Raw genomic sequence first — 26,299 nt, 5'->3', positions numbered from 1 at the left:
TTGTTGCGCGCACAGACCAAATTGAACGCCGGCAAGTAAGCCGACATTCAAAGGGTAGGTGTCTCAGGATCTTAGCTGCGCTAACGCAAGTCGGTTCTACATCCAATCCAAACAGAAATTAGAGAACTATCGATCGGGAGATTCATCGCGGAGAAGATTGTAGACTCTAGTAACTCAAGGTTTATAGAGCCAATATTGGCACCTGAAGCAAGCGAGAAGACTATGTGGTTGCCTAGTCTTCGCTTGGCCTACAGTGTTGTTGGGAAACACTCCCACCGAAAAAGGAGCACCTATGTCTCGACTTTCAGGACGCAAAGACTTTGCCACCGAAGTCTGCGAGGAGGCTGGGCTACTTGCCAAAAAGTTCTTTGCAGATCGGGTCAATCTTATAGTTGATCAAAAAGGCGCTCAGGACTGGGTGAGCGAGGCGGACAAGAACGTCGAGACTTTCATTCGTCAAAGGATAGCGGAGGCGTGGCCCAACGATGGCGTATACGGTGAAGAGCATGGCGCGGTAGCGGGAGAGAGTGGCTTTGACTGGGTTATTGATCCAATTGATGGGACCACGAATTTCGTGAACGGTATTCCTGCATGGACCATTGTTCTGGCTGGTGTCACCGAGGGCCAAACGGAAATTGGTGTGATCCACGATCCAAACTTGGATGAAACTTTTGTCGCAACTCGCGGAGAAAGTGCGACACTTAACGGATCACCGATAAGCGTCGCGTTAGGAGTGCCGTTGCAAGATGGAACAGTGGCTGTGGGATACTCGAACCGGATTGAGAGCCATCATGTCTTACCTGTTATCGAGGATCTGATCGAGCACGGGGCGATGTTTCACAGAAACGCCAGCGGAGCGCTTTCATTGGCTTACGTCGCTGCCGGGCGCCTTTTGGGTTACGTGGAGGAGCACATGAATGCATGGGATTGTCTGGCTGGGCAATTGCTGGTCTCGGAAGCGGGCGGCGTTGTCGAGGATCAGGACGCCGATGAGATGATCCGAGACGGCGGGCGCGTGATCGTGGGGACACCAGATGTGTTCGAGACGTTGCGTGAGATCGCAGAGAACGCTTGGAACGCTTAGCTCCTACGTCAAAGAGACCCAACATGAATCAGGCTTGAGCGTAGCTAAATCTGCCTGCCAGAAATGGCCTTGTGAGGGTTGGTCGTGCTTGCGGTCTATCGAACAATTCGAGAGTGCGCACCAAAGCAATGTGCCCACTGCTCCGTGCGTTACAATTGCAAGATCCCCGGCATTATGCGACCGGATAATCTTAGTGACTGTCCGAAGAATGCGTATCTGTGCTTCGATCGCTGGTTCCCAACCGCGATAGCTACTTTCCGGCTGAGCAAAGAAAGCATCGGCCGCGGCTTCGAAATCTTTCAGCGGCAAGTAACCGGTTGCGCTGCGGTCATTCTCACCAAGATCCAAGTTGCATTTCACTGATAGCTTTCGTGGTGCAGCAAGAATCTCGCCTGTTTCACGGGCCTTCCGCTCGTCGCTGGTCCATATCTGAGTGACGGCGGACAAGATTCCACTGGATGCAAATTCAGTAGCCCGCTTGCGGCCCACAGCATTCAAGCCCCACTCAGTTATCGGGACGGCCGGATCGATAGAGACCTCGGGGTGAGTGATGATAATGAGTTTCGGCATTTAATCCGGCAGAAGAACGGGCCCTTTGTCAGCAAAACCCATTTTGATTTCGGCGCCGGGATCAAGCGGCGCATCGACGTCGTCATGTACGGCAAAAACCTGACCGAATGTACCGATCAGCGTATATTCCATTCGAACGCCAACATAGGTCGCCTTCGCCACCTTGGCTGTTATGCCTTGGTCTGAGCCGATAACCAAACGCGAGGGCCGCACTGCAATGGTTGCGTTTCCTTCGGACAAACCGCGACGTGGCAGCGTATGTCGGTAGCCTTCTATTTCTATCGTTGCCACGTCGCCATTGATATCGACGATTTGGCAATCCAATAGGTTTGCCTCACCTATGAAATCGGCGACAAAACGATCGTTCGGGGCATCGTAAAGCTGGCGTGGTGTGCCCATTTGGGCGATCGCTGCGTTGCGCATGACGACAATCTCATCAGAGACTGCCAGTGCCTCCTCCTGATCGTGGGTCACGTAAACAACTGTCAAACCAAGATCTTGCTGGATTGCCCGAATATCCTCTCGCACCTGACGGCGAAGCTTGGCATCGAGATTGGACAACGGCTCGTCGAACAACAGAACCTGAGGCTCAAGAACCAGCGCGCGGGCGACGGCAACACGCTGTTGTTGGCCCCCTGACAGTTCCGAGGGAAGACGGTTGTCGAACCCCTGCAGGCCAACCAGTTCCAATCCATGCATAGCGCGGCTGCGGGCTTCGTCCTTTGCAAAGCCTGAGAATGTGAGGCCATACATCACGTTTTCCAGCACGCTCATGTGAGGGAAAAGCGCGTATGACTGGAAAACCATGGATACGTCGCGGTCGGTGGCAGGCAAGTTGGTCACGTCCTGATCACCAATTAGGATCTTGCCCGAGCTTGCCATTTCCAACCCGGCAATCATGCGCAGAGTCGTTGTTTTCCCACAGCCTGACGGACCAAGCAGTGTGACGAGTTTTCCTGCATCGACATGCAGGTTGATTTTGTCGACGGCGACGACGTCTTTACCGAATACTTTCGACACGTTCTCAAAGCGCACCGGGGCGGCCTTGGAACCGATTTTGGCGTCGGTCATCGCGATGCCTCCGTTCCGTGTTGCGTGCGTCGACCAATCTGGACCCGGCCAACGAGTAGTTGCAGTAAACCGACCGCCGCGAGCATCACAAAAATCAGCGTCGTCGAATAGGCGATCGCAAGGCCATAGTCATTATTCTCGACCCGACCGATAATGTAGCTGGTCGCCATGTCATATTCTGCGCTGACCAGAAAGATGACAGCCGAGATCGCGGTCATGGCACGGACAAAACTGTAAACAAGCGCAGCAAGTATCGCAGGGCGCAATAGCGGCAGGATGACGTTTCGGAACGTCTGCCACGAGTTTGCACCAAGGGTCAGCGACGATTCATCAAGGCTGCGGTCAAGCTGCGACATGCTCGCGATCCCCGCACGAACGCCAACCGGCATATTACGGAAGATAAAGCTGACAACGAGAATGACACCAGTACCCGTGATTTCAATTGGCGGAACGTTGAAGGCTAGGATGTAGCTGACGCCTATCACTGTTCCGGGGATAGCGAAGGATAACATTGTTCCAAATTCGAAAGCGTTCTTGCCTGCAAAACTTTGCCTGGTCAGCAGATAAGCGGTCACCAGACCTACGGCGGCAGTCAATGGGGCAGCAATGGCCGCGATCGTTATGGTGGTCCAGAAACTGTCCCAAGCGGCTCCGGTCCAGCGAATGCTATCTTCTTCGAAACGTGCGGAGAATGCGGTGACATAGTGTTTGATAGTTAGCGAGTTATCGACACCCCACAACTCGACGACACTGCCGTAAATGATCATCGCATAAACAACAATTGTGAACAGCGCCCAGCCCAGAGCGATGAGTAGTACCGGAACTGAAAGACCAATTGGCATCAGAGGATGAACGCCGGCATCCCCTTTGCCGGTGACGGTTGTGTAGCTTTTCTTCCCCAGCCAGACACGCTGCGCATAAAAGGCGGAAAGAGTAAAGAACAGCAGCACCATGGCCAGAACTGCGGCCCTGCCTTGATCGTATTGAGCGCCAACGATGGCAAAGAATATTTCGGTCGAAAGCACGTCGAAATTGCCGCCCAATACAAGTGGGTTGCCAAAATCGGCCATGCTTTCGATGAAGCCCAGAAGAAATGCGTTTGCAAGCCCGGGCCGCATCAGGGGCAAGGAAACCGTCTTGAATGTCTGCCATCTGCTGGCACGGAGCGTTTGAGCCGCTTCTTCCATCGACGGAGAGACGCCTTCAACCACACCTATCAGAACAAGAAACGCAATTGGCGTGAACGCGAGTGTCTGTGCGATCAGGATGCCTGGCATTCCGTACAGCCAGCGTGTCGGCTGGGTGCCGAGAAGTTCGGCAATGAACCGGGTGACCGACCCAGAAAGGCCAAAAAGCAAGATCAGCGCCAGGCCGATCACGAATGGCGGGGTGATTATTGGCAGAACGGTCAGAGCCCGCAGCGCGCGTTTATGGCGAAAACCTGAGCGCGTCACGACCAGTGCAAAGCAAAGCCCCAGGACCGTGGTGATGACACCAACGAGGATGGCAAGGAACAGTGAATTCCAGGCGGCGCCACAACGCGCTCCCTGAAAACACCCCAGCCCCCACAGTCGATCATCGAAAAACTTCGAGAAGAATACCGCGATAGAATAGGCGCCATCTTCGGTGACGAAGGCAGCGAAAAGCATCTTGGCGATGGGGAAAAAGACGAAGGCTGTGACAATTGTAATCACGCCGCCGATGGCGCTGACGACGAAGACGTCGCCGTTAATGGCACCTCTTGCCGCGATCCCCTGTGTAAGCAGGAACAGAAAGCTTGAGGCACATATCATTGCGCCATAGCCCATTCCAAACTGACGGTCGCCAAGTTCGCCAAACATCGCCTCCAACCAATGGAAGTTGAAGCCTCTGATGCCAATGCTGAACCCCTGAGCGATCAGCCAGCCGAAGCCAAGCGCCCCTGACAGGATCAGTATTCTGGCGTAAAGTGGATCAGATTTGGGGCGCTTCAACACCAATAGCGGCAGGACGAGTGCGATCAGGAGCGGAGCGAGCCAAAATTTTTCACCCTGCCCAATCAGAAACGCCGCAGGGGCAAAATCCTCATCGAATGGGTAGCCGTCCAAAAGCCACTCGAACGACCAAAGGCCACCGTCGACCATATACCAAGGCAACAGGCAGAATCCGACCCACCCGGCCGCGATCCAGAAGATCAGGACCGGATGGGTCGTTTTTGAAGTCCGGTCAGTCATTTACTGCGGCAGAGTCGAAACCTCTTCGTCCCATTTCTGCAACAGACGCTTCCGTTCGTCTGAGGAACCATACTTTTTGAAGTCATAGTCAATCAGCTTGATCTGACTCATGTCAGGCGCGCTATCCGAAGTTTCTGCGCCTTTATTCGATGGCACTTGAAACGCGTTGACCTGAAGAGCAAGGTTCTGGGCTTCGGGTGACAGTGCCCAGTCATAGAACTTTTTCGCTTCTTCTTCGTTGCGGGCTCCTTCAATAATCGACATCGAGCCAATTTCGTATCCTGTGCCCTCGCACGGTGCGACGACCTTAATCGGGAATCCTGAAACGGCCTGCTTCACAGCGTCATGCATAAAGACGATACCGATGGTGTTCTCACCGCGACCAGCGGCTTTGATGGGCGCAGAGCCAGACTTGGTATATTGGTTGATGTTCGAATGCAGACCTTTCATGAACTCAAAGCCTTCATCTTCGCCGAAGATCTGCACCATCGACGCTAGCGTGGTATAGGCCGTACCTGATGAGTTCGGGTTCGCCATCTGAACGTGGCCCTTGTATTCGGGCTTCAGCAGGTCTTTCCAGCAGGCAGGTTCGGGCAGGTTATTGGCAGCGACAAGATCGGCGTTGTAGCCATAGCCGAGTGCGCCTGAATAGATGCCAATCGTCTTGTTACCCGCGCTTTCTGCCTGGGATATCGCCCAATCATGAAGTTGGTCACGCATTGGCGAAATGTATTCCATCGTCAGGCCCTCTTCGGCAGCCTGCAAATGCGGATCACCGGTACCGCCCCACCAAACGTCCCCTTTCGGGTTCGAGCTTTCGGCGCGGATTTGTGCAAAGGTTTCACCTGACGACTTCCGGGTCATGTTGACGTCGATGCCAGTCGCATCTTCAAAGCTTCGCGCCATGAGTTGGCACCAGTCTTCCTGTGCCGAACAATAGAAAGTCAATTTATCGGCCTGTGCCGCCGACAGTGACGCAGCCAGGGCAATCACCGATCCAACCGCAGTGGATGTCAATTTCCTCATATTTTTCCTCCCTATGAGCGTAATGCGTCCGGGTTTCCCGGTTCTTTCATGCCCTTCCTCATGCAGCCTTTCGAAGTTTCTTTATGACAATTTTGACTTCTGGATCGTCCGCTAGATTATGCAGCAAATCTGACAGGTCTCTTTCTTGAACCAGCTTTGCGGCCTTTGCCGGTGAGAACCAATGACGCGTTCGTTCACCTTCTTCCTTCCAGCGTCGCTTCAACTTTTCGACGACCAGAGGATAAAGGGTAACGCGGCAGCGAACGCTGTTTCGCCCCTTGTATCGTTTATCATAGAAAAAATGACCGATCGGCCGTTTCGATATGGTGCCGACTGCGCCTGCTTCTTCTTGAGCTTCTATTTCTGCGGCATGCCAAGGTTTTTTGCCGTCCATTAGCCATCCTTTTGGGATAACCCACCGGCCGGTATCCCGCGAAGTGACCATAAGAACGCGCAATTTGCCAGTCTTATCCCAGCGCATCGGAAGCGCCGCAATCTGATCTGCCGTTTCGCTGTCGCCCATGCCACCCCTCAATGCCACACGATCAAGAACCAAAAGGAAGCTGTCTGATTGGCAGGTTGGCCGGTTAACGCTTTGCCTTGGCTCGTATTCTGAATTTGATCAACCTGTGCATCTTCGCTTTGCGCTTCGAATTACTTGTGTTCGCTCGAATTCTCACAACCTTCTGAGGGTTATGCAACAAAAAATATTGCAATATGACCGAAAGCCCACAAAAGTAGGTTGAGAAGCCTAGTCGGGTCGTCGGATGTCCAAAACAAAAACGCGCGGCAAAATGTCTGAAAAGAACCAGAGCCGGGTAAAGAAGTCCGACCGGCGCCAACAGATATTGTTGGAGCTGAAGCTGCGCCCGCACGTTCGCATCAACGAACTGGCACAGCGGTTCAACGTCTCCAACGAAACGGTACGTAGAGATTTCGATGCTCTGTCGAACGACGGCTTGATAGCGCGCGCACACGGGGGGGCATCAGCCGCTGCGCAAGGGCACTATCCGGGTTTGGATGAACGAACAAACGATCAAGTTGAGGAACGCGAACGGATAGGTGCAATTGCGGCAGAACTGATCCAGAGCGGTGAAACCGTCATGATCGATTCCGGCTCGACCACAATCGAAATGGCACGTGTACTGGCTTACATTGGTACTCCCTGCACGGTAATCACCAATTCCATTCCCATAGCTATGACCCTTGGCCATGGGGCCGCACAAGTCCTGTTATGCCCGGGGGAATATCTGGCAACTGAGTCTGCAACTATCGGAACCGAGACGCTGGAATTTCTGTCCCGTTTCAACGTCGACAGGTGCATGATCGGTGCCTCTGGGTTGTCGACAGAAGGTCCTTCAGAAACAGTGCGGGGCTTTGCGGAAGTAAAGAGGGTGATGCTGACGCGTGCCGAGAAACGGCACCTTCTTGTTGATTCCGGGAAATTCGGCCGGAAAGGCTTGTCTCAAGTAGGAGACCTTAACGACTTGGATTCCATTGTCACCGACAAAAAACCAACAGGAGAATTGCGCAACGCTTTTGAGGGCGTAGAGGTCGACGTTCTCGTCGCCGAGTAAACATAAAATGATTGATTCACAGCGGACAAAAAGCACCGCACATGACTGGGAGGAAAACATGAAGATCGATATCAAACTATTGCTTGGGGCATCTGCAATCGCACTCATGTCGATGAGTGGAATAGCGTCGGCGCAGGATTGTCCACGCGGTGACTTGGATGAGCGTTTTTGTGATGCCGACGGGGATTTGATCGCGGATATCCCTACAGATCCTTCCGAGCAAATAGATCCAGACACCTTGATCTTTGCTTACACGCCGGTTGAAGACCCCGCCGTATACAAAACTGCGTGGTCAGACTTTCTCGACCATTTGAAAGCAGAAACGGGCAAGGACGTTGTCTTTTTCCCAGTCCAGAACAACGCAGCTCAGATCGAGGCGATGCGCTCAGGGCGCCTGCATATTGCGGGATTCAACACCGGTTCCAACCCACTTGCGGTAAACTGCGCAGGGTTCCGCCCGTTCACAATCATGGCTTCGAAGGACGGAAATTTTGGTTACGAGATGGAAATCATCACCTATCCGGGTTCTGGCATCGAAAAGGTTGAAGATATCAAGGGAAAGCAACTGGCTTTTACATCCCCCACATCGAACTCGGGATTCAAGGCTCCTTCTGCGATCCTGAAAAGCGACTTTGATCTTCTGCCCGAACGCGATTTTGAGCCCGTCTATTCGGGCAAACATGACAACTCGATCTTAGGTGTTGCCAACAAAGACTACTTAGCGGCCTCAATCGCGAACTCGGTTAAATCGCGGATGATCTCTCGTGACGTGATCAATGAGGATGATGTCATTACGATTTATAAGTCGCAGACTTTCCCGACCACTGGGTTTGGCACCGTCTACAACCTGACACCCGAGCTGCAGGAAAAGATCCGCAATGCCTTCTTCAATTTCGATTGGGAGGGGACGACACTTGAAGCTGAGTTCTCAAAATCAAACGAAGGCCAATTCCTGGAGATGACTTATCAGGAATTCTGGGAAGTCATTCGTAAAATCGACGCAGCAAATGGCGTTTCCTACGCCTGCCAATAACCTTTCACTAATCCGGCGGGCCTGAATGGGCCCGCCGTTCACCCTAATCTGGGGCATTTCATGCTGCGTCTTCAAAAGCTGACGAAAACATACAAGACCGGGGATCAGGCGCTGAAGGCAATCGATCTTGAGGTTCCAAAAGGACAGGTTCTTGCGTTGATTGGGCCCTCGGGCGCGGGCAAATCGACGATGATCCGCTGTGTCAACCGGTTGGTTGAACCTACAAGCGGCGGTGTCCTTTTGGATGATGTGGACCTGACCAAACTCGGATCGGGGGCACTACGGAAGGCACGCCGCGAAATGGGCATGATCTTTCAGGAATATGCCTTGGTCGAACGCCTGACAGTGATGGAAAATGTATTGTCCGGCAGGCTGGGTTATGTGGGGTTCTGGCGCAGCTTTCTACGGCGCTATCCTCAGTCGGATGTGGACGAAGCCTTCCGGCTACTCGATCGGGTGGGGCTGTTGCACATGGCGGATAAACGGGCGGACGAACTCTCTGGCGGTCAGCGCCAAAGGGTCGGCATCTGCCGGGCACTGATACAGAACCCAAAGCTGCTGTTGGTCGATGAACCAACTGCATCGCTGGACCCAAAGACCAGCCGTCAAATTATGCGTCTCATCACCGAGTTATGTCAGGAACGCGGATTGGCAGCCATTATCAATATCCATGACGTGGCGCTCGCTCAGATGTTTGTTCCCCGTGTCGTAGGACTCCGATTCGGCGAAATTGTGTATGATGGGCTTCCTACAGGCCTTACCCCTGAGAAGCTGACCGAGATTTATGGGGAAGAAGACTGGGAAGCAACCATCGAAAAAGTTGACGAAGATGACGATGTCGAGGCTGCAGAATGAGCCATCGAGAGTTAGACGACATGCTGGGAAAAGGCTGGCGTAAGCCTGCCTTTGTCAAAAATCCATTACTCCGCTGGGCATTGCTCCTTGGCTTTTTCGCCTACCTGATCGCGGCGTTCATGACCATCGAAGTTGATTGGGGTCGTGTCTATGAAGGGTTGGATCGGGGTTGGGCGTTTGTGCTTGCGTTCACCAGCCCAGACTTCATTTCACGGTGGACCGATATTTGGAGCGGCCTTCTGGAAAGTATCGTGATGACCGTGGCCGCGTCGGTCGTGGGCATCCTGATTTCGATCCCGATTGGGTTGGGGGCTGCCCGCAATATCGCGCCATTGCCAATCTACATGATTTGCCGAGGCATTGTCGCGATAAGTCGGGCATTGCAAGAGATTATCGTTGCCATTTTGCTTGTGGCTATCTTTGGCTTTGGCCCGCTGGCCGGATTTCTGACGCTTTCTTTCGCCACAATCGGATTTCTCTCAAAACTTCTGGCCGAAGATATCGAAGCCATGGACAAGGTTCAGGCCGAGGCGATTAAGGCCTCTGGAGCGCGTTGGCCACAATGGATCAACTATGGAGTTCAGCCCCAAGTTATGCCGCGACTTGTGGGCCTTTCCATGTATCGGATCGACATCAATTTCAGAGAAAGCGCGATCCTCGGGCTCGTGGGGGCTGGTGGAATTGGTGCAACTTTGAACACCGCATTCGACCGCTATGAATACGACACTGCGGCAGCCATTCTCATTCTTATCATCGGCATCGTGATGGCACTTGAATACCTTTCGGGAATTATTCGAGCGAGGGTTCAGTAATGCCGATACTTGAACGCGACGATGCGCAAATCTGGCGTCGCCGGACAACGGGTCAGAGCTTGGTCCGTTGGTTCGGTTGGTTGCTGGGCGTGGCAATCTTTGTTTACTGCTGGCAGCTGATCTCGGAATCGACGACTTGGTTTTTCGTCTGGGATGCGCCCCGCATCGCCAACGATATTTGGACCCGTGCAACGCCTCCTAAATGGGATTACATCACCCAGTTAGGTCGCCCGATTTGGGACACGCTAAACATTGCTACCTTGGGGACCATAATTGCACTGTGCATGGCAGTGCCAGTTGCCTTTTTGGCGGCCCGCAACACCACACCATCGGCCTTGTTCATCCGTCCGATTGCCTTGTTGGTCATTGTCTCGACCCGCTCTATAAACTCGTTGATCTGGGCGCTTCTTTTGATCGCGATTATTGGTCCCGGCGTATTTGCTGGTGTCATAGCAATCGCCATTCGTTCAATCGGGTTTTGCGCAAAACTTCTTTACGAAGCGATCGAGGAAATTGATCACACCCAGGTCGAAGCAATCACGGCAACCGGTGCTTCACGCTGGCAGGTCATGGCCTATGGGATCGTACCGCAAATCCTACCCGCTTTCGCGGGCATTGCCGTCTTCCGTTGGGATATCAACATCCGCGAATCCACGGTGCTCGGGCTGGTTGGAGCCGGGGGTATCGGGTTGCAATTGTCGGCCTCGCTCAACGTACTGGCTTGGCCGCAAGTTAGTCTGATCCTGATTGTAATTCTGGTCGCGGTTATGATCAGCGAATGGGTTTCGGCGAAAGTAAGAGGGGCCATCATTTGACCGGTTTCTCTGCGCAAGAGGCTTTTGACGCCTACGAGGCTGTAAGACATCGCCTTCCGCAACCCAGATCAACTGAAGTGAGCTATCGTCAGGCGGACACGCTAGAGGACATAGCTCACGAGTTTGACGTGTTCCTCCTCGATGCCTTCGGGGTTCTCAATATTGGTGATACGGCAATCCCAGAAACACCAGATCGGGTCAGGTCGCTGACAGCCGCCGGCAAACGTGTTCTGGTCGTATCGAATGCTGCAGGGTTTCCCCACACAACTCTTATGGAGAAATACTATGGGCTTGGCTACAACTTCGCGCCACAAGACGTGATCACCAGTCGGGCCACGTTGTTGTCTGAGCTAAACGGCCAAAATGAGTTGCATTGGGGATTGATGGCAACTCCAAGTGCCGGCCTTCGCGATCTGGAGGAGTTGAAGCTATCCTACCTGGAGGATGACCCGAAGCCCTACGAAACCGTCGACGGATTTTTGATGATTGGGTCAGCTGTTTGGAATGAAGCGCGACAAGCCATGTTAGAGGCCGCTTTGCTGCAACGTCCCCGCCCGGTATTGGTCGGCAATCCTGACATTGTCGCTCCGCGCGAGTATGGTTTCTCCAAAGAACCCGGTCTTTACGCGCACCGGCTAGCAGACCGGACAGGCGTCACCCCTCAGTTCTTTGGAAAACCTTTCGCCAACATCTATAATCTTGCATTCAATCGTCTGGGGCACATCGACAAGTCCCGGGTTCTGATGGTTGGCGACAGCCTGCACACCGACATTCTAGGTGCACGAAATGCAGGCATAGCTTCCGCGCTCATCTCTGGATTCGGTTTCTTCGCAGGGCATGATGTTGAAGCAGCGATCATGAAGGCAGGGATAGTGCCAAGCTTTGTTGTAAACCGACCTTGATATTAGGGCGTTCCGCTTGGACACGTCTTTCTGTTAACTCGAACGTCGGGTGAATCAGCGTTGCGCAGATCCCGACCATGTGAACGAAGCTCCGCGTGTGAACAGCAGCTTTGGAAAACCCTCCGCAACAATTTAACTCTAAACTCATGTCCGGCTTGGGCCGCATTCCGAACTATGCAAAGCCCGCTTTCTGCGCATAGCCGTCGTCGGTTGATCGCGCCGCATCGTTCACTGAGGGCTCGAAACGGTCATACGCTGCGCTGCTCACGAACGTCGGGTAAGCTGATGACACCTGCCATTTTGCTCCTTGATAGAGTCAGTTGGTCGACATGGTGTCGGTGCCTGGAGAGGGAGGGAAGGATGGAGGACAATCGATGTCCATTATTCAACTTCCTGCCATCACACCGAAGCGCCCGCCGTGGAACAAAGGTCGCCTTATAGGCCAGAAACGCCCGCTTCTCGCGAAGCAGGTCTGGGCCATCCGCGCCCGGCTTGAACTCTCGGACAATCTCAGGGATTTGGCACTCTTTAATCTTGCGATCGATAGCAAGCTGCGAGGCTGCGATCTCGTTCGATTGAACGTAGCCGATCTTGTTACTGGTGATCGTGTCCGCGAACGCGTGACAGTTGTCCAGAGCAAAACAAAACGGCCGGTCCAATTCGAGGTCTCGGAAAATACCCGCCAGTCCGTGTGGACCTGGATATGTCGCCCGGAGATGCTTGGACGCACTTTCCTTTTCCCAAGCCGCTTCCACGAAAGGCCGCATATATCGACACGACAGTACGCGCGTCTGGTCCTCGATTGGGTGTCGGCGATTGGTTTGGAGCCGAGCGGTTACGGCACGCATTCGCTGAGACGCACAAAAGCGGCACTGATCTACCGGAAAACAGGCAATCTACGCGCGGTGCAGCTTTTGCTTGGCCACACCAAGGTTGACAGCACAGTTCGATATCTTGGCGTTGAATTAGAAGACGCGCTGAGTATCGCAGAAAAGATCGACGTGTGAAGATTGAGCGGGCGGCAAGAGTCGCCCGCTTTTCGTGACTGGCGATTGTCGCATGAGTGTTGACCATCCACTGGGCTTCTGAGCCGAGACGAGCGTCACCATCGTTGTCGATTGAGTTGAAGCTCCCGCCCGGATCGCCGGGCTCAGGTCAGTAGCTGGGGCGTCATCACTCCCATGTGACTGCTTGTGCGAAGTAAGCAGTCACTCCTGTAAAGTGCGGCGAACGTCCTCTTCGAGCCCAAAGCAGACGCCCGATTTTGGACTGAAGCAATTTGGTTGTATCATAGAATGCATCAGAAAATCGGGGAAGACTGTGCGCTTAGGATTGTTGCTGCCATTGAGTTTTGTATTTGCGTCGATTTGCTGCGGCGCAGCTTCAGCTGGTTCATCCGGAGAGAGAAAGTTCTATTATCCGAACACAGAGCCGCTCGGTGAAGCAGAGATGCGAGTTATCTCGCTGGGAACTGGAACACCTAATTTTCGACATTCCCAAGCGTCAGCGTCGTGGTTGGTTGAACTTGGCAATGGCGACAAGTTCCTATTCGATGTCGGAACCGGTTCGTTAGCAAATTTGGCCGCATTGGAAATCCCATACACTTATCTCGACAAAGTGTTCATTAGCCACCTGCACGTAGATCATATTGGAGACCTCGATGCACTTTTTGTGGGCGGCTGGGTGTCAAACCGAACGGTTCCACTACGGGTTTGGGGGCCAAGTGGCTTAGAGCCAGAATACGGGACCGCAACAGCCATGGATGGCCTCCAGAAAATGTTGGCTTGGGACGTGGCAGGACGGCGCGGGAATATGCCGTCGGCAGGTGGACACCTGTCGGTGACTGAGTTCGACTATTCTCAGACACAAGTAGTTTATGAAAGCGATGGTGTTGTTATTCGATCTTGGCCCGCGATTCACGGCATAGACGGTTCAGTTTCCTACAGCTTGGAGTGGAAAGGACTTAAATTCGTCTATTCTGGTGACACCAACCCGAACAAGTGGTTCGTGGAAAACGCTAAAGAAGCTGATCTTGTCATTCACGAATGCTACTTAACGATCCAACAATTCATCGATATCAAAAACTACGACCCTGAACGCGCCAGACTAGTGGCAACGGTGGTTCACACGCCACCAAACGCGTGCGGAAAACTATTCTCGATGATCGAGCCGCGGCACGCGATTGCCTACCATACATTTGCCGATTTCGATATTGCTCCTGACACAATTGCAGCAATCCGAAAGACCTATGACGGACCGCTCACTTTGGCTCGGGACATGCTCGTTTGGAATGTTTCGGAAGATGCCGTAGGTGTTCGAGAGATCGTTGGATCAGACAATCCATTGCCTGTTGACCCTCCAACTCCTGCGGGCCCACCTGACCCCAGCGAAAGGACAGAGTTGTCAGATTGGCTTAATGCAGGTCGCCTAGATCTTAGCGGAGACTAGTCCGCACTGCGCTACAGTGAATTTAGCGGCTGCTTTGTCCGCAAGGCAGACATTTAGTTGCGTTCAAGGAACATCTGCATCAAGCTGGCGGGATACTTTTTGACTGTAAAAGTTGTCTCCGTGTGGCTACGCGGAAATTTAGTAAACAGCAACTTACGCTCAAGGATCATGGGCTCCAATTTAGCTGCCGCCTCGCAATACGGCCCCAAAATCTGCGAATCTAGGTACTGAAAACCAATTTAAAAGTTAGAGATTCAATGCTTGCACTGGACATTGCCTTTCTGAACAGGAAAGCATCTCAATAAATACTGTTTGCGAAAGCGGTCCTCGCTGTTGCAACTTCAAACACGGCCGGGCAAATGCATCCGGTGTCAGTAGAAAACAACATGGGGGGAACTTATGACGTATAAATCGATTGCCATTGCCGCATCCATCGGGATGCTGGCCACAGGCGCATTCGCTGAGACCAAGATCGGTATGATTACTACTCTGTCTGGTGGCGGAGCCGGCTTGGGGATCGATGTGCGCGACGGTTTCATGCTGGGCATCAAGCAATCCGGGCGGGATGACATCGAAGTTGTCATCGAAGATGATCAGCGAAAACCCGATGTCGCCGTGCAGCTTGCTGACAAGATGATCCAATCCGAGAAAGTGGATATCCTGACGGGCATTATCTGGTCGAACCTCGCAATGGCGGTTGTTCCAGCGGCAACGGCCCAAGGTAAGTTCTATTTGTCGCCGAACGCGGGACCGTCGGCGCTGGCCGGTCAGGGCTGTCATGAAAATTACTTCAACGTCGCCTGGCAGAACGACAACCTGCACGAAGCAGCCGGCGCCTATGCCAATACAGCAGGGTACGGCAACAGCTTCATCCTCGCCCCGAACTATCCGGCAGGTAAGGACGCATTGACTGGGTACAAGCGGTTCTTCCAAGGCAATCTTGCCGGTGAGATTTATACAGAGCTTGGCCAAACGGATTATGCGGCCGAGATTGCTCAAATCCGTGCGTCTGGCGCAGACAGTGTCTTTTTCTTCCTTCCCGGTGGAATGGGGATTTCGTTTCTCAAGCAATACGCGGACAGCGGGGTTGATCTGCCCGTGGTGGGTCCGGCGTTTTCGTTTGATCAGGGCATTCTTCAAGCCGTCGGGCCCGCAGCACTTGGGATTGTTAATACCAGCCAATGGAACAAGGATATCAACAATCCAACAAATTCCGCATTCGTAGAAAGCTTTGTAGCCGAGTACGGGCGGCTTCCGTCTCTCTACGCAAGCCAGGGCTTTGACACGGCGCAGTTGATTGTTTCGGCGCTGGGATCGGCTGATGTCTCGGATCAAGACGCGTTCCGCGATGCATTGCGCGCCGCCGAGTTTGACAGCACGCGAGGCGACTTCGCATTTGGTCCAAACCACCATCCGATTCAGACTATCTATGCGCGCGAAGTCATTCAGGAAGGTGATGTATTCACCAACCGGATCATTGGTGTGGCGTTGGATAACCACTCGGACGCCTACGCGGCAGACTGTAAAATGTAATCGGAGGGCCGCGCCCAACTCCAGAGCGGCGGCCCGTTTTTGCTCGAACCGTGACTTTAATCCTTATTGCCGAGCAGATTCTGAATGGAATACAGTTCGGTTTCATGCTCTTTCTCATGGCAGCCGGCTTGACGCTGATCTTCGGCGTGATGGGCCTGATTAATCTTGCGCACGGATCGCTCTACATGGTCGGTGCTTTTGCGGCTGCGGCGGCCGCTGCGGCGACGGGGTCTTTCCTAGTGGCTGTTGCAGCCGCCATTGCTGCGGCGGCTATGGCCGGGGTCATCGTCGAATTGGCAGTCATTCGTCGGCTCTATGTCCGCGATCATCTCGAGCAAGTGCTTGCGACTTTTGCGCTGATACTGATTTTCTCCGAGGGTACGCGATGGATCTTCGGTTCATTCCCGCTGTTTCTCGATATTCCGAGCTATCTGTCCGGTCCCGTTTCATTGCCAGGCGGCATTCAGTATCCGCTATATCGCCTCGTACTCATCCTTGTAGGGCTTTTGGTGGCGGTTGGACTGTGGCTTTTCATCTCACGGACCCGCATTGGCATTCAGATTCGTGCCGGAGAAAATGACCGCGAAATGATTGCAGCACTCGGCGTTGATATTGGCAGCTTGTACACGTTTGTCTTCGCGCTCGGAGCGGCGCTCGCCGGATTAGCGGGCGCACTTGTAGGTGCCATCCAATCGGTCCAGATCGGAATGGGAGAGCCGATCCTGATCCTTGCTTTCGTCGTCATAGTGATCGGGGGCATCGGGTCCATTCGGGGGGCGCTTATCGGCAGTTTGCTGGTTGGACTGACCGATACCCTGGGCGGCATCTTCCTGCCAGAACTGTTCAAACTGCTCGTGGCGCCGGATGTTGCGACGTCGACTGGGTCGGCATTGGCTTCGATGTCAATTTACGTTCTTATGGCTGGCGTGCTGATCTGGAGACCCACCGGGTTGTTCGGGGCGCGCGCATGATCTCGGAAAAAGCACTAAACGCCATTCTCATGAGCCTGCTTTTTTGCGTGCCGCTTTGGGCTTGGGTCTCGGACGAACCCTTCACAATTACATTGGCGACCCGCGCGGTCATCTTCGCTCTGGCTGCGGTTGGTCTCAATGTCGCGCTTGGGCTAGGAGGACTCGTGAGCCTCGGACACGCGGTCTTCTTTGGGATTGGCGGCTATGCGATGGGTATTCTGGCGTTTCACGCGCAGACGTATTCGCCATTGATGGAATGGCCGTTCACGATTTCTGGAACCAAGCTCATGCCTGTGATCTGGTTGATGGCAATACTGTTTTCAGGTGCTGCCGCCTTTATTATCGGGCTTCTGTCGCTTCGAACTACCGGCGTTTATTTCATCATGATCACTCTGGCCTTCGGGCAGATGTTTTTTTTCTTCGCAATCAGCTGGCCCGCCTATGGCGGAGAAGACGGCCTTTCTATCTACATTCGAAATTCGTTCCCGGGGATGAACACGCTTGATCCCATTCAGTTCTTCGGAATCTGTTTTGCAATTCTGAGCCTAGTCCTTTGGCTAAACGTTCGGCTCGTAAAATCGCCCTTTGGGCTTGCGTTAAACGCTGCGCGGCAAAGTTCCGAGCGGGTGGAGGCCGTCGGGCTTGATCCGTTTCGGCTGAGACTCATCGCATTGGTGATTTCTGGCATGATCTGTGGGCTGGCGGGGGCGCTTTTTGCCGATCTTAATCGCTTCGTCAGTCCGACGATGTTCAGCTGGCAGATGTCGGGTGAACTGATCGTTTTCATAGTCCTCGGAGGGCTGGGCCGGACGTTTGGGCCGGTCGCGGGCGCGACTCTGTTCGTCGTACTCGAGCATGCGCTTGGAGGCATTGGCGAATACTTCCTATTCTTTCTTGGTTTGCTTTTGTTGGTGGTCGTCCTTTTCGCCCGCGGCGGCCTTTACGGCGTCATAACGGGAAGGGCCGACCGATGATGCGGCCCGTGTTGCAAGTTGAAGGTCTCACTCGACGCTTTGGCGCCCTGATTGCAAACGACGACGTGACGTTGGACCTGAGGCCCCGAGAAGTTCACGCCGTGATCGGCCCGAACGGGGCTGGTAAATCAACACTCATTGCTCAGATCTGCGGCGGCCTGAAGTCTGACGCGGGCTCGATTCGCCTTCTGGGCCAGGATATCACGCACGAGACTACGAAAAACCGGGCAAGGCTGGGGCTCGGACGCACCTTCCAGATTTCCTCTCTTGCGTCAGAGGACACCGTTTTGCAGAATGCCATGCTGGGCGCGCTTGGGGCCAAAAGCCGACCCTGGCAATTCTTCCTACCCGTTCTTGGCGACAAAAACCTGCGCGATCACGCAGAGAATGCTTTGCGTCGCGTGGACCTGATCGACTTTGCAGACAAGCGAACAGGTGAACTCAGCCATGGTCAGCGCCGCCAACTGGAAGTCGCAGTTGCGCTGACCCTTGAACCAAAGGTGTTCATACTGGACGAGCCAATGGCCGGTTTAAGCGCGGAAGGCACGCAGCTACTCACGGACCTGCTGCGCGACTTGCGAAATCAGGCCCCAATACTGCTTGTGGAACATGACATGGATGTCGTCTTCAAATTGGCTGACCGAATTACGGTTCTTGATTACGGGCGTGTGATTGCCACCGGTTCAGTCGAAGATATTCGCAAAAATCCAATAGTTCAGCGCGCTTATCTTGGAGAGAACCTATGAGCCTTCTTTCCATCTCCGGCCTAGTCGCAAGCTATGGCAAAAGCCAAGCCCTCTTTGGCGTTGATCTGACGATCGAAGCGGGCCAAGTCGTCGCTCTTATGGGGCGTAATGGCATGGGCAAGACAACCACCGTACGCGCTATTTGCAGAATGATCGGAAGCAAAGGCTCTATGGTTTTTGCCGGCACCGACATTCGCAGACTGGCGAGCCACCAAGTGGCAAGGTTGGGCATCGGCCTTGTCCCCGAAGGCCGACGCGCATTTCGCGATCTGACGGTGCGTGAGAATCTCATAGCTGTGTCCCGGCCTGGCCATTGGGATATAGACAAGGTCGTTGCGCTTTTCCCGCGTCTCAGCGAACGCGCCGACCAGCTTGCGGGCTCATTGTCAGGCGGGGAGCAGCAAATGCTGGTCATCGGGCGCGCGTTAGTTACCAATCCGCGCTTGCTCATTTTGGATGAGGCAACTGAGGGGCTTGCGCCAAACATCAGGCGTGAAATCTGGGTGACCGTGGAGCAATTAAAACGTGAATCTGGTCTTTCAATTCTGGTAATCGACAAATCGCTTAGCGAATTGCGAGCGGTCTGTGATCGAGCGACAATCCTTGAACGAGGCAGATCGATCTGGTCAGGCGCAATGGGCGATCTGGATAGTGAAGTCAGCCATCGGCATCTCGGCGTCTAGTTGGTACAAATACCCAAGCCTTGATGGCTAACACGCGGCCACCAAATCATTTTTGATGGCTCGACGCGAAATCAGAACAGTTGTCAAAAAGCGAACCGCATTACTTTCGTCGGGATGAGATGGCTGCTTTGTCCGCAGAGCGGTCATTGCTGCACCGTGCATCACTGTCGACAGTGCGCAGAATGCTGACTTTTCAAACTTCGGCGGACCATCATAGCAATCGTTTACCGAGACCTTTTGGAGCAACCGCTACTAGGAACCGGCTGGACAGGCTATTGATAATAACTTGCTGTCCTGTCGAAATCTCGCGCCAGTTGCAGGTCGCTTTGATTTCAAAGTCAGGCGATGGTCACTGTCCCGAATTGGTTTTCGCGATACTGCAAAGCAGATCGACATGTTTGTCCAACCATTCTTCGTTCAGCGCCTCGTGACGTATGAGCTTGCGGAAATAAGGTACTGCGACGGCTAGTTCTAAAAGCTGTTCAACCGGAACATCTGCGGCAATCTCACCTCGGTCTATTGCGGCTGCAAATACTGCTTCAACACTTGCGAACCTGTCTTTCATGAATTCAGTGATCACCAACCGCGCTTCTGCATCGGTGGACGCAGCAGCGACTACCTGAGGTGCAATTTGACCCCATGGTGTGTCATTCAAGGCTCCCATCAGTACGCTGAGTAACCAACGCAGGTCAGATCGCAGCGGGCCATCGGTTTTGGGCGGTATGTTCGGTGGTGTTGCGATGCGCCGGAATGCTGCATCACGCAGACTACGCGCATCTGGCCAGTGCCTGTAAAGTGTACTGCGCGAAATGCCCGTTGCCTTTGAAACTGCGCCATGAGTTACGTGCAGCACGCCTTCATCCATAAGTATCTTTTGCGCCGCATCAAGCGCCGCCTGTCGTGTGGCGATCAGCCTAGGATCTTCTTTCAATCACCTCTCCTATAGAACATTTTGTTGCATAGTAGAACATTTTGCTCTAAAAGCTTGGTCGGTCAAAACCTAAATCCCACAAACAAGTCTTGTCAAAACGGGAGCGTATCAATGTTCAAAGTGGCAGCAACCCCGCTGGCGGTAATCTTATCGATGGGCGCGACAACCGCATTGTCCGAGAGTGGCACCTACGAGCTGGATCCTGGACACAGCCAGGTATTGTTCAGCTACGACCACATCGGGTTCTCAGAAACATATGGCATGTTCTCAGGTTTTAGCGGCGAGATAGAGTTCAACGAAGATGATCCGTCTGCGTCGTCTGTCACAGTGTCTATGCCTGTAAAATCCATGATCACGGGCTGGGGTGCCCGTTTGCAACACTTCATGTCCGATGACTTTTTCAGCGCGAACGACGGTGACGTGGTCACATTCGCCTCAACCAGCATTGAAGTGACCGGGGACAATTCCGCGGATATTTCTGGCGACTTGACCATGAATGGCGTCACCAAGCCTGTTGTTCTGGAAACAACGCTCAACAAGTCAGCGCCATACCCGTTTGGCCCAAAAGTGGGCACGCCGACCTTGGGGCTGGCTGCCACGGCGACTATCGTACGGTCTGAATTCGGACTTGGGGCCTTTGCACCTGCTGTGAGCGACGAGATAGAGCTCTTGATCAATATCGAAGCGTTAAAAGCTGAATGATGCGTGCAGGGGCACCGATACGGCGCTGAGCACTCAATCTTTGATATTGGCGGATGGTCAATACGATGAATGTACACCTGAGAACATTGGCGGTTTCTGTGACGGTAGTGACATTGATGTGCTCGATGGCGTCCGCGCAAGAGCGCTCCTTGCCGGAGCGCATCTCGCCCCGTCCCGAAACGACAAGCGGCGTGCCGCAAACTCAGATTGGTGTCGAAATTAATGCCGATTTGGCCCAGCTATTGCTGGAGCGAGTTGCGCAATTCCCAGGGGTCACACTTGGCCCCACACGCATATCATTACCTGGCGCGATTGGCTTTCAGCTTGATCCCGATATGTTGTTGTCCCAACCGAACTCTATCGTCGGTGGGTTTGAGTTTGCGCACATGCATCCTGATGGCAGCTTGCACGCCTCGCTCGACCCAGAAATGGCGCGAAGGGCAATTGAGGCTGGCTGGGCCGTAGCTCACCCCTGGGCCAAGCAACGTCCTGGGTGGAGCGGTTTTGTCATGATCTATACTCCAACCACACCCGAAGAACTGGATGTCGTCATCGATCTGGTTGAAAGCTCGTACACCTTCATCACCGGCATCGCTCTGGGCTAAGCTCGAATTGCGCGAAAGTGTGCGGGGACGCCTGTTTCCTGTAAGAGAGCAGTTTCAGCCACCTTGTTTCTCGCAGTGATTTATTTCTTGAATTGTCACTGTGGCGAAGCGCTCGATACCTTAAAGCCATTCACATTCATGGTGGCTGCAGTCCGCTTGTTAGATTTTGCAAAGCTCAGAGTGGAAGTTCCGCTTCGGCCTGCCGTCGGTCACAGATGAGAAGAGCTACGGACTGACACCTTTAGAATTGATATTTCGAAGTGAACCTTAGTTAGCAACGCGAATGCGTTAGTCATTCACCTTTATTCTGGGTTTCGCCAGCCAATTAGACATTTTGCTCGGCTGTCTGTTTCAACGCAAGTTTGGGAACTTGCAGGCTTAGCAAAATGCCCAGGCACAAGTTTTGGTCACAAAAACCTATTCGTCTGTTAATTTTGGTTCAGAGGAATTGGTTTAGCTAAAAGGATCACATCGACTGATGAAGCGGAAAATTGCTGCGATCCTAAGCCTTGATGTCGTCGATTATGCCAAGCGCATGTCACAGGATGCTGAGACCACGCTGAACACTCTACAACGCATTTTGGACGATGTGATCAGACCGGTGGTCCATGAAAACAAAGGACGAATATTCAAGCTGATGGGAGATGGTGCTTTGGTTGAGTTTGTTGCAGCCACAGACGCAATTAATGCTGCCAGTCAGATTTTCAATCAGATGAGAGATGAAGACGTAAAACTTCGAGGAGGTCTCCACGTTGGCGACGTAATGCCAAATGGTACAGACTTGTTCGGAGAGGCCGTTAATGTTGCGTCTCGCCTTCAGTCCAGTGCCCATATTGGAAGTTGTCTCGTCAGCAAGACAGCTGCCGAAGTTGCGGGAACTTCGCTGGCAGTAGCGTTGCGACCAGAAAGCTCGATACGGCTGAAGGGAATTCCAAATCCAGTGGAAGCCTACTCTATTGATTTGGATGGTGACAAAAGACGCGCAAAGAACAAGCTGCTGGCTAACTCTCAAGACGTCCGCTTTGCAAAATCAAAAGACGGTACAACGCTTGCCTGGACATCGACTGGAAGCGGTAGAAAGTTACTGGTCACACCAAACTGGCTTAGGCATCTGGAATACGATTGGACGATGAACACCATCGCCGGATGGTTACCTCTTCTTTCTGAGAACCACTGCCTTTATCGGTTTGATGGTAGAAACAATGGCTTGTCCCAGAGGGGCGTGCAGGATGTATCTCTAAATCGCATCGTCGAAGATGTTGAGGCCGTACTGGACGCGGCTGGGATCGAAAAAGTTCCATTGTTTGGCATTTCTTTTGGGGCAACCATTGCGGCGGCTTTTGCTGCACACAATCCTGACCGTGTTTCGGGGTTGGTTCTACTCGGTGGATTTGCACAAGGACTTGCGGTTCGTTCACAGCCCGGAATTGCTGCGCTTGGGCAAGCAATGATGGATATGAGTCTTGAAGGCTGGAACGATGAATACCCTTCTGCAAGAGACTTGATGGCCCAATCATTTGCTCCAACCGCAAGTCCGCATGACCAGCGCACTTATGCAGAATTTATGAAAGTGGCAATGGACCATCAGGATTGGCTTAAGATTGGACCACTGGTCGCAGGGGTGGACGTAACTGATCTACTTCTGCGGATCACCTGTCCGGCTCTGGTTATGCACGCTAATCGAGACAGGATGCACAGTGTTGAACAAGGTAGGATATTCGCCGCCGGCATCGAGAATGCGCGCTTTATTGGCCTTGAGACAGCAAACAATACGATGCCAGAGTATGATCCTGCCTGGCCTAAAGCCCTAGTGGAAATAGAGCGTTTTTTGAATTCAATTTGAGCAGTGTACGTTGTTCATCGCCAAAACTTTATTATTCATAGGTAAGAGGATGCCGTGCGCCCTTCGATTTTCGATACTGGAATTTGTAAACTATAGGCTTCTCGTCATCGACCGCTTTGTCTTGATCTCGGAAATTGCAAAGTCTTGTTAAGAATGTCCGGTTTGGGCAGACTGCGGTCCTTTGGAGTAAGAATGCGGATGGTTGCACAGTCCGCGTAGCAGTCATTCAAGCCGAGTGTTGCGAATAGCTGCTTTGAGCCCAAAGCAGAAACTGCGAGCAATATGTTTTTCAACCAGTTGATTGGCTTCGGCGATCTCGGTGTGACCGGCGACGCATTGGTCCAAACCCGCATATTCAGGCACCTGTGACATCGCTGACGTCGTCAGCGAGGCCCAGTAAATATCGGTGTCCATCGCGAGATTGCCATGATTTCACGTATTCTTTTTCGGCAGGATGAACCTCTGCGCTCTCTTCAGTCTCAACCGGTTCCGTCTGATAACCGGCGCCCTTGCGGGGCGCCGGCAAGAAACGTTCCGGTTCGGTTCGGTCAGTCGCCGACTACGGAGGTCATCTGTTCGATCACCTGATCGAGCGAGAAGCTCGCCGCCTTCTGGCGTGGCGGGAATTCCTGGAAGGTGGCCAGGAAGTTTGCCACGTATTGCTGCGCAGGCACCAAGAAGAACACGCGGTCAATCATCCAGTCATAGTAGCTGTTCGACGTCCGGTAGGACCGCTCGAACGGATCGCGCCGCAGGTTGAAGATCAGCGGCACACGCAGGGGGGTGAAGGGCTCCTGCCAAGCGCGAAGCGTGGTGTAGCGTTCCTGTTCCATGAAGATGAACTTCCAGTCGCCGTAACGCAGCGCCGTCAGGTCGCCGTCGTCCGAGAAGTAGAAGATCTCCCGACGATCGCTTTTGTCGGTCTGCCCTGTCAGAAGCGGCAAGATGTCGTAGCCATCAAGATGCACCTTATATTCGCGACCTATTGCCTGCACACCGCCTTCTTTCAACTCTTCCTTGATGTTGGGGCGTCCCGCGGCGGCCAGGAAGGTGGGCAGCCAGTCCATGTGGTGCACGATCTCGTTGGTGATCGAGCCTGCTGCAATCTTGCCGGGCCAGCGCACCATCGAGGGCACCCGCCAGCCGCCTTCCCAGTTGGTATTCTTCTCGCCGAAGAACGGGGTCGCGGCGGCATCCGGCCACGTGTTGTAGTGCGGGCCGTTATCGGTCGAGTAGTGAACGATCGTGTTGTCCGTGATGCCGAGTTCGTCCAATAAGTCCAATAGTTTTCCGACATGCATGTCATGCTCGATCATGGCTGCGCTGTATTCGTCGAGGCGGCGGCCGGCGATTTCGCTGGCTTGCTCCAGCATCCCGTCCTTGAGATGCGTGCGGAAGTGCATTCGCGTGCCGCTCCACCAGACGTAGAAGGGCTGGCCCTGATCATGCGCGCGCTTGATGAAGTCAATGGCCGCTGCAATGGTCTCCTCGTCAACAGTTTCCATCCGCTTCTTGGTGAGCGGCCCAGTATCTCCGATTTCGCCGTCTGCCGTCGACTTGATCACACCGCGCGGGCCAAAAGCTTCGCGGAACGTCTGGCCGTTCTCAAGAACCGCGTCGCCCGGATAATCCGAGTTCTCAGGCTCTTCCTCAGCGTTCAGATGGTAGAGATTGCCAAAAAACTCGTCAAAGCCATGGTTTGTCGGCAGATGCTCGTCCCGGTCGCCAAGGTGGTTCTTGCCGAACTGGCCCGTCACGTACCCCTCTGCCTTGAGGAGGCCGGCGATGGTCGGGTCTTCCTCGCGCATGCCAAGCTCGGCGCCTGGCAAGCCGACCTTGGAAAGTCCGGTGCGGAATACAGACTGCCCCATGATGTAGGACGACCGGCCGGCGGTGCAGGACTGCTCCCCGTAATAGTCGGTGAACATCATGCCCTCATTCGCGACACGGTCGATGTTTGGGGTCTGGTAGCCCATCAGGCCGCGTGTATAGGCCGAGATGTTCGCGACACCGACATCGTCGCCCCATATGACGAGGATGTTCGGTTTGTCCGCCGACTGCGCGATAGCCGCGACGGAAGACAGGCCAAGTGCAGCTGTCACTGCGACAAGAAGGGCCAGTAGCTTGCGTGGGTTCATAATTGTTACCTCCGTTATCGATTGGTTTACCCTTAAATGGAAAACGCGCACGATAAACACTACCAGCCGCCCGCAAATACGTAACTCGCAATTTGCCGCAAGAGCAGATTCCGGTGCGTGACCTCAGAACGGGTTCAGCGGAGGAAGCGCAGCTCCGGCGCGCGCCAGAGCGCGCGGCGCCCGGTCTTGAGGCTGCGCAAAAGAATAATCGGATCTATTACTTGCGCTTTGGGCAAGTGTGTCCGCTTAGCAGACATTGAACGGAATCCTATGAATATCCACGTCAAGCCCAAAGCGACCATTGCTGAACCACGAGCCAAGGTCGGCTTGTCGGTAAGTAGGCAGAGACCAATGTATGACCTATGCCTCATCCCCTTTTGGGAAGGCTGATTTTCGCCGCCCTTCGACGCCCAGATTGAACCAATAATGCTAAGAGCTTTGGGGCGCCGGAAGCGGTGGGACGAGTTGTTTCATGGGTGGCGATATAACAATCACAAGATACGCCTGATGAAGCCGCGCTGTGGACACCTATTCTTCGACAATTCCCACAGTAAGACCTTCCGTGAATCTTAGAGCTACTCTGTCTCCCGGGCTAAGTTGCTCAACAAACTCACGGCCAACTTCTGTTTCAACCTCGATCATTTGTTCTGTGCCGCTGCTGTCCGTCACAGTAGCGATTGAATTCGCGGCGTCGAAGGAAACAAAAGTCAGAATTAACGTGACCATCGTTCCAGCGGCTACGCCCGGTGTTGATCCCTCTGCCGCCC

The 26,299-nt window shown here is 53.6% G+C and carries 26 protein-coding genes; 17 read left to right on the top strand and 9 right to left on the bottom strand.

What is annotated here, in order from left to right:
• Positions 1-292 precede the first annotated feature (292 nt).
• Entirely contained in the window at positions 293-1,084 is a 792-nt protein-coding gene (locus ACR0DB_RS18495) for an inositol monophosphatase family protein (protein WP_480552443.1), read from the top strand.
• A 3-nt stretch (positions 1,085-1,087) separates the two neighbouring features.
• Here the strand turns inward: ACR0DB_RS18495 and ACR0DB_RS18490 are convergent, their stop codons facing one another.
• From ACR0DB_RS18490 to ACR0DB_RS18470, 5 genes are read right to left on the bottom strand one after another with little or no spacing between them, the layout of a single operon-like run.
• The gene (locus ACR0DB_RS18490) at positions 1,088-1,654 is read right to left on the bottom strand and encodes a histidine phosphatase family protein (RefSeq protein ID WP_170787714.1); all 567 of its coding nucleotides are present in this window, start codon (positions 1,652-1,654) and stop codon (positions 1,088-1,090) included.
• Positions 1,655-2,725: an ABC transporter ATP-binding protein gene (locus tag ACR0DB_RS18485; RefSeq protein ID WP_480552442.1), complete on the bottom strand. Its 1,071-nt coding sequence runs from the start codon at positions 2,723-2,725 to the stop codon at positions 1,655-1,657.
• Entirely contained in the window at positions 2,722-4,938 is a 2,217-nt protein-coding gene (locus ACR0DB_RS18480; RefSeq protein WP_480552441.1) for an ABC transporter permease, read from the bottom strand. The genes ACR0DB_RS18485 and ACR0DB_RS18480 overlap by 4 nt, the downstream gene beginning before the upstream one ends.
• Positions 4,939-5,964: an ABC transporter substrate-binding protein gene (locus ACR0DB_RS18475; RefSeq protein ID WP_170353301.1), complete on the bottom strand. Its 1,026-nt coding sequence runs from the start codon at positions 5,962-5,964 to the stop codon at positions 4,939-4,941. It abuts the gene before it with no gap.
• Between the two features lie 58 nt (positions 5,965-6,022).
• On the bottom strand, positions 6,023-6,487 hold the full coding sequence (locus tag ACR0DB_RS18470; protein WP_170774137.1) for an NUDIX hydrolase: 465 nt from the start codon (positions 6,485-6,487) through the stop codon (positions 6,023-6,025).
• A gap of 244 nt (positions 6,488-6,731) precedes the next feature.
• Between ACR0DB_RS18470 and ACR0DB_RS18465 the strand changes: the two genes are divergently transcribed.
• The 13 genes from ACR0DB_RS18465 (at position 6,732) to ACR0DB_RS18405 (ending at position 19,313) form a co-directional block, all read left to right on the top strand.
• Entirely contained in the window at positions 6,732-7,541 is an 810-nt protein-coding gene (locus tag ACR0DB_RS18465; RefSeq protein ID WP_170774135.1) for a DeoR/GlpR family DNA-binding transcription regulator, read from the top strand.
• A gap of 58 nt (positions 7,542-7,599) precedes the next feature.
• On the top strand, positions 7,600-8,574 hold the full coding sequence (gene phnD, locus ACR0DB_RS18460) for a phosphate/phosphite/phosphonate ABC transporter substrate-binding protein (RefSeq protein ID WP_170787718.1): 975 nt from the start codon (positions 7,600-7,602) through the stop codon (positions 8,572-8,574).
• A 60-nt stretch (positions 8,575-8,634) separates the two neighbouring features.
• On the top strand, positions 8,635-9,429 hold the full coding sequence (gene phnC / locus ACR0DB_RS18455; RefSeq protein ID WP_170353305.1) for a phosphonate ABC transporter ATP-binding protein: 795 nt from the start codon (positions 8,635-8,637) through the stop codon (positions 9,427-9,429).
• A complete protein-coding gene (gene phnE, locus ACR0DB_RS18450; RefSeq protein WP_170375209.1) occupies positions 9,426-10,241 on the top strand; it encodes a phosphonate ABC transporter, permease protein PhnE in 816 nt (271 codons plus the stop codon). The genes phnC and phnE (ACR0DB_RS18450) overlap by 4 nt, the downstream gene beginning before the upstream one ends.
• Positions 10,241-11,056 (top strand): phosphonate ABC transporter, permease protein PhnE, encoded by an 816-nt coding sequence (gene phnE / locus ACR0DB_RS18445; protein ID WP_170327399.1) that lies wholly within the window; start codon positions 10,241-10,243, stop codon positions 11,054-11,056. Before phnE (ACR0DB_RS18450) ends, phnE (ACR0DB_RS18445) begins: the two co-directional genes overlap by 1 nt.
• On the top strand, positions 11,053-11,958 hold the full coding sequence (locus ACR0DB_RS18440; protein WP_237215996.1) for an HAD-IIA family hydrolase: 906 nt from the start codon (positions 11,053-11,055) through the stop codon (positions 11,956-11,958). Before phnE (ACR0DB_RS18445) ends, ACR0DB_RS18440 begins: the two co-directional genes overlap by 4 nt.
• Before the next feature lie 374 nt (positions 11,959-12,332).
• On the top strand, positions 12,333-12,965 hold the full coding sequence (locus ACR0DB_RS18435) for a tyrosine-type recombinase/integrase (RefSeq protein WP_170774124.1): 633 nt from the start codon (positions 12,333-12,335) through the stop codon (positions 12,963-12,965).
• Between the two features lie 313 nt (positions 12,966-13,278).
• Entirely contained in the window at positions 13,279-14,406 is a 1,128-nt protein-coding gene (gene gntH / locus ACR0DB_RS18430) for a guanitoxin biosynthesis MBL fold metallo-hydrolase GntH (protein ID WP_480552440.1), read from the top strand.
• Between the two features lie 399 nt (positions 14,407-14,805).
• Positions 14,806-15,939 (top strand): ABC transporter substrate-binding protein, encoded by a 1,134-nt coding sequence (locus ACR0DB_RS18425; RefSeq protein ID WP_170774081.1) that lies wholly within the window; start codon positions 14,806-14,808, stop codon positions 15,937-15,939.
• 50 nt (positions 15,940-15,989) lie between these two features.
• Positions 15,990-16,910, top strand: coding sequence for a branched-chain amino acid ABC transporter permease (locus ACR0DB_RS18420; protein ID WP_170774079.1), 921 nt, complete (start codon positions 15,990-15,992; stop codon positions 16,908-16,910).
• On the top strand, positions 16,907-17,884 hold the full coding sequence (locus ACR0DB_RS18415) for a branched-chain amino acid ABC transporter permease (RefSeq protein WP_480552439.1): 978 nt from the start codon (positions 16,907-16,909) through the stop codon (positions 17,882-17,884). The genes ACR0DB_RS18420 and ACR0DB_RS18415 overlap by 4 nt, the downstream gene beginning before the upstream one ends.
• Positions 17,881-18,630: an ABC transporter ATP-binding protein gene (locus tag ACR0DB_RS18410; RefSeq protein ID WP_170787782.1), complete on the top strand. Its 750-nt coding sequence runs from the start codon at positions 17,881-17,883 to the stop codon at positions 18,628-18,630. Before ACR0DB_RS18415 ends, ACR0DB_RS18410 begins: the two co-directional genes overlap by 4 nt.
• Entirely contained in the window at positions 18,627-19,313 is a 687-nt protein-coding gene (locus tag ACR0DB_RS18405; protein WP_170774073.1) for an ABC transporter ATP-binding protein, read from the top strand. The genes ACR0DB_RS18410 and ACR0DB_RS18405 overlap by 4 nt, the downstream gene beginning before the upstream one ends.
• Before the next feature lie 349 nt (positions 19,314-19,662).
• Here the strand turns inward: ACR0DB_RS18405 and ACR0DB_RS18400 are convergent, their stop codons facing one another.
• Positions 19,663-20,244: a TetR/AcrR family transcriptional regulator gene (locus ACR0DB_RS18400; RefSeq protein WP_170774072.1), complete on the bottom strand. Its 582-nt coding sequence runs from the start codon at positions 20,242-20,244 to the stop codon at positions 19,663-19,665.
• A gap of 111 nt (positions 20,245-20,355) precedes the next feature.
• On the opposite strand from ACR0DB_RS18400, the gene ACR0DB_RS18395 reads away from it, so the two are divergent.
• The 3 genes from ACR0DB_RS18395 to ACR0DB_RS18385 all read left to right on the top strand — a co-directional run bounded on the left by ACR0DB_RS18395 (position 20,356) and on the right by ACR0DB_RS18385 (position 23,394).
• Positions 20,356-20,946 carry a YceI family protein gene (locus ACR0DB_RS18395; RefSeq protein ID WP_480552438.1) on the top strand — a complete coding sequence of 197 codons (591 nt, stop codon included), beginning with the start codon at positions 20,356-20,358 and terminating at the stop codon, positions 20,944-20,946.
• Between the two features lie 53 nt (positions 20,947-20,999).
• Complete coding sequence (locus ACR0DB_RS18390) at positions 21,000-21,551, top strand: luciferase domain-containing protein (RefSeq protein ID WP_480552437.1); 552 nt, start codon at positions 21,000-21,002, stop codon at positions 21,549-21,551.
• A 478-nt stretch (positions 21,552-22,029) separates the two neighbouring features.
• Positions 22,030-23,394, top strand: coding sequence for an alpha/beta fold hydrolase (locus ACR0DB_RS18385; protein ID WP_480552436.1), 1,365 nt, complete (start codon positions 22,030-22,032; stop codon positions 23,392-23,394).
• A 222-nt stretch (positions 23,395-23,616) separates the two neighbouring features.
• Here ACR0DB_RS18385 and ACR0DB_RS18380 read toward each other — a convergent pair whose 3' ends face one another.
• From ACR0DB_RS18380 to ACR0DB_RS18370, 3 genes are all read right to left on the bottom strand, one after another.
• The gene (locus ACR0DB_RS18380) at positions 23,617-23,808 is read right to left on the bottom strand and encodes a hypothetical protein (protein WP_480552435.1); all 192 of its coding nucleotides are present in this window, start codon (positions 23,806-23,808) and stop codon (positions 23,617-23,619) included.
• Positions 23,809-23,942: 134 nt separating this feature from the next.
• The gene (locus ACR0DB_RS18375; protein WP_480552434.1) at positions 23,943-25,532 is read right to left on the bottom strand and encodes an arylsulfatase; all 1,590 of its coding nucleotides are present in this window, start codon (positions 25,530-25,532) and stop codon (positions 23,943-23,945) included.
• A 528-nt stretch (positions 25,533-26,060) separates the two neighbouring features.
• Positions 26,061-26,299, bottom strand: a 239-nt coding sequence (locus tag ACR0DB_RS18370; protein ID WP_480552433.1) for a hypothetical protein, incomplete at its 5' end; no start/stop codon positions are given.

The sequence above is a fragment of the Ruegeria sp. AB6 genome, from assembly GCF_056542685.1.
The sequence above is the reverse complement of the archived record's forward strand: the minus strand, read 5'-3'. Positions and strand labels throughout refer to the sequence as shown.

What these genes read in the sequence shown, in the direction of transcription:
- ACR0DB_RS18405 (WP_170774073.1), top strand. Translation starts at nt 18,627, where the DNA reads ATGAGCCTTCTTTCCATCTCCGGCCTAGTCGCAAGCTATGGCAAAAGC.
- ACR0DB_RS18390 (WP_480552437.1), top strand. Translation starts at nt 21,000, where the DNA reads ATGGTCAATACGATGAATGTACACCTGAGAACATTGGCGGTTTCTGTG.
- ACR0DB_RS18485 (WP_480552442.1), bottom strand. Translation starts at nt 2,725, where the DNA reads ATGACCGACGCCAAAATCGGTTCCAAGGCCGCCCCGGTGCGCTTTGAG.
- ACR0DB_RS18495 (WP_480552443.1), top strand. Translation starts at nt 293, where the DNA reads ATGTCTCGACTTTCAGGACGCAAAGACTTTGCCACCGAAGTCTGCGAG.
- ACR0DB_RS18375 (WP_480552434.1), bottom strand. Translation starts at nt 25,532, where the DNA reads ATGAACCCACGCAAGCTACTGGCCCTTCTTGTCGCAGTGACAGCTGCA.
- ACR0DB_RS18475 (WP_170353301.1), bottom strand. Translation starts at nt 5,964, where the DNA reads ATGAGGAAATTGACATCCACTGCGGTTGGATCGGTGATTGCCCTGGCT.
- ACR0DB_RS18465 (WP_170774135.1), top strand. Translation starts at nt 6,732, where the DNA reads ATGTCCAAAACAAAAACGCGCGGCAAAATGTCTGAAAAGAACCAGAGC.
- phnE (WP_170375209.1), top strand. Translation starts at nt 9,426, where the DNA reads ATGAGCCATCGAGAGTTAGACGACATGCTGGGAAAAGGCTGGCGTAAG.
- ACR0DB_RS18470 (WP_170774137.1), bottom strand. Translation starts at nt 6,487, where the DNA reads ATGGGCGACAGCGAAACGGCAGATCAGATTGCGGCGCTTCCGATGCGC.
- ACR0DB_RS18415 (WP_480552439.1), top strand. Translation starts at nt 16,907, where the DNA reads ATGATCTCGGAAAAAGCACTAAACGCCATTCTCATGAGCCTGCTTTTT.
- phnD (WP_170787718.1), top strand. Translation starts at nt 7,600, where the DNA reads ATGAAGATCGATATCAAACTATTGCTTGGGGCATCTGCAATCGCACTC.
- ACR0DB_RS18410 (WP_170787782.1), top strand. Translation starts at nt 17,881, where the DNA reads ATGATGCGGCCCGTGTTGCAAGTTGAAGGTCTCACTCGACGCTTTGGC.
- ACR0DB_RS18435 (WP_170774124.1), top strand. Translation starts at nt 12,333, where the DNA reads ATGTCCATTATTCAACTTCCTGCCATCACACCGAAGCGCCCGCCGTGG.
- phnC (WP_170353305.1), top strand. Translation starts at nt 8,635, where the DNA reads ATGCTGCGTCTTCAAAAGCTGACGAAAACATACAAGACCGGGGATCAG.
- ACR0DB_RS18480 (WP_480552441.1), bottom strand. Translation starts at nt 4,938, where the DNA reads ATGACTGACCGGACTTCAAAAACGACCCATCCGGTCCTGATCTTCTGG.
- ACR0DB_RS18425 (WP_170774081.1), top strand. Translation starts at nt 14,806, where the DNA reads ATGACGTATAAATCGATTGCCATTGCCGCATCCATCGGGATGCTGGCC.
- ACR0DB_RS18380 (WP_480552435.1), bottom strand. Translation starts at nt 23,808, where the DNA reads ATGGACACCGATATTTACTGGGCCTCGCTGACGACGTCAGCGATGTCA.
- ACR0DB_RS18385 (WP_480552436.1), top strand. Translation starts at nt 22,030, where the DNA reads ATGAAGCGGAAAATTGCTGCGATCCTAAGCCTTGATGTCGTCGATTAT.
- ACR0DB_RS18490 (WP_170787714.1), bottom strand. Translation starts at nt 1,654, where the DNA reads ATGCCGAAACTCATTATCATCACTCACCCCGAGGTCTCTATCGATCCG.
- ACR0DB_RS18395 (WP_480552438.1), top strand. Translation starts at nt 20,356, where the DNA reads ATGTTCAAAGTGGCAGCAACCCCGCTGGCGGTAATCTTATCGATGGGC.
- phnE (WP_170327399.1), top strand. Translation starts at nt 10,241, where the DNA reads ATGCCGATACTTGAACGCGACGATGCGCAAATCTGGCGTCGCCGGACA.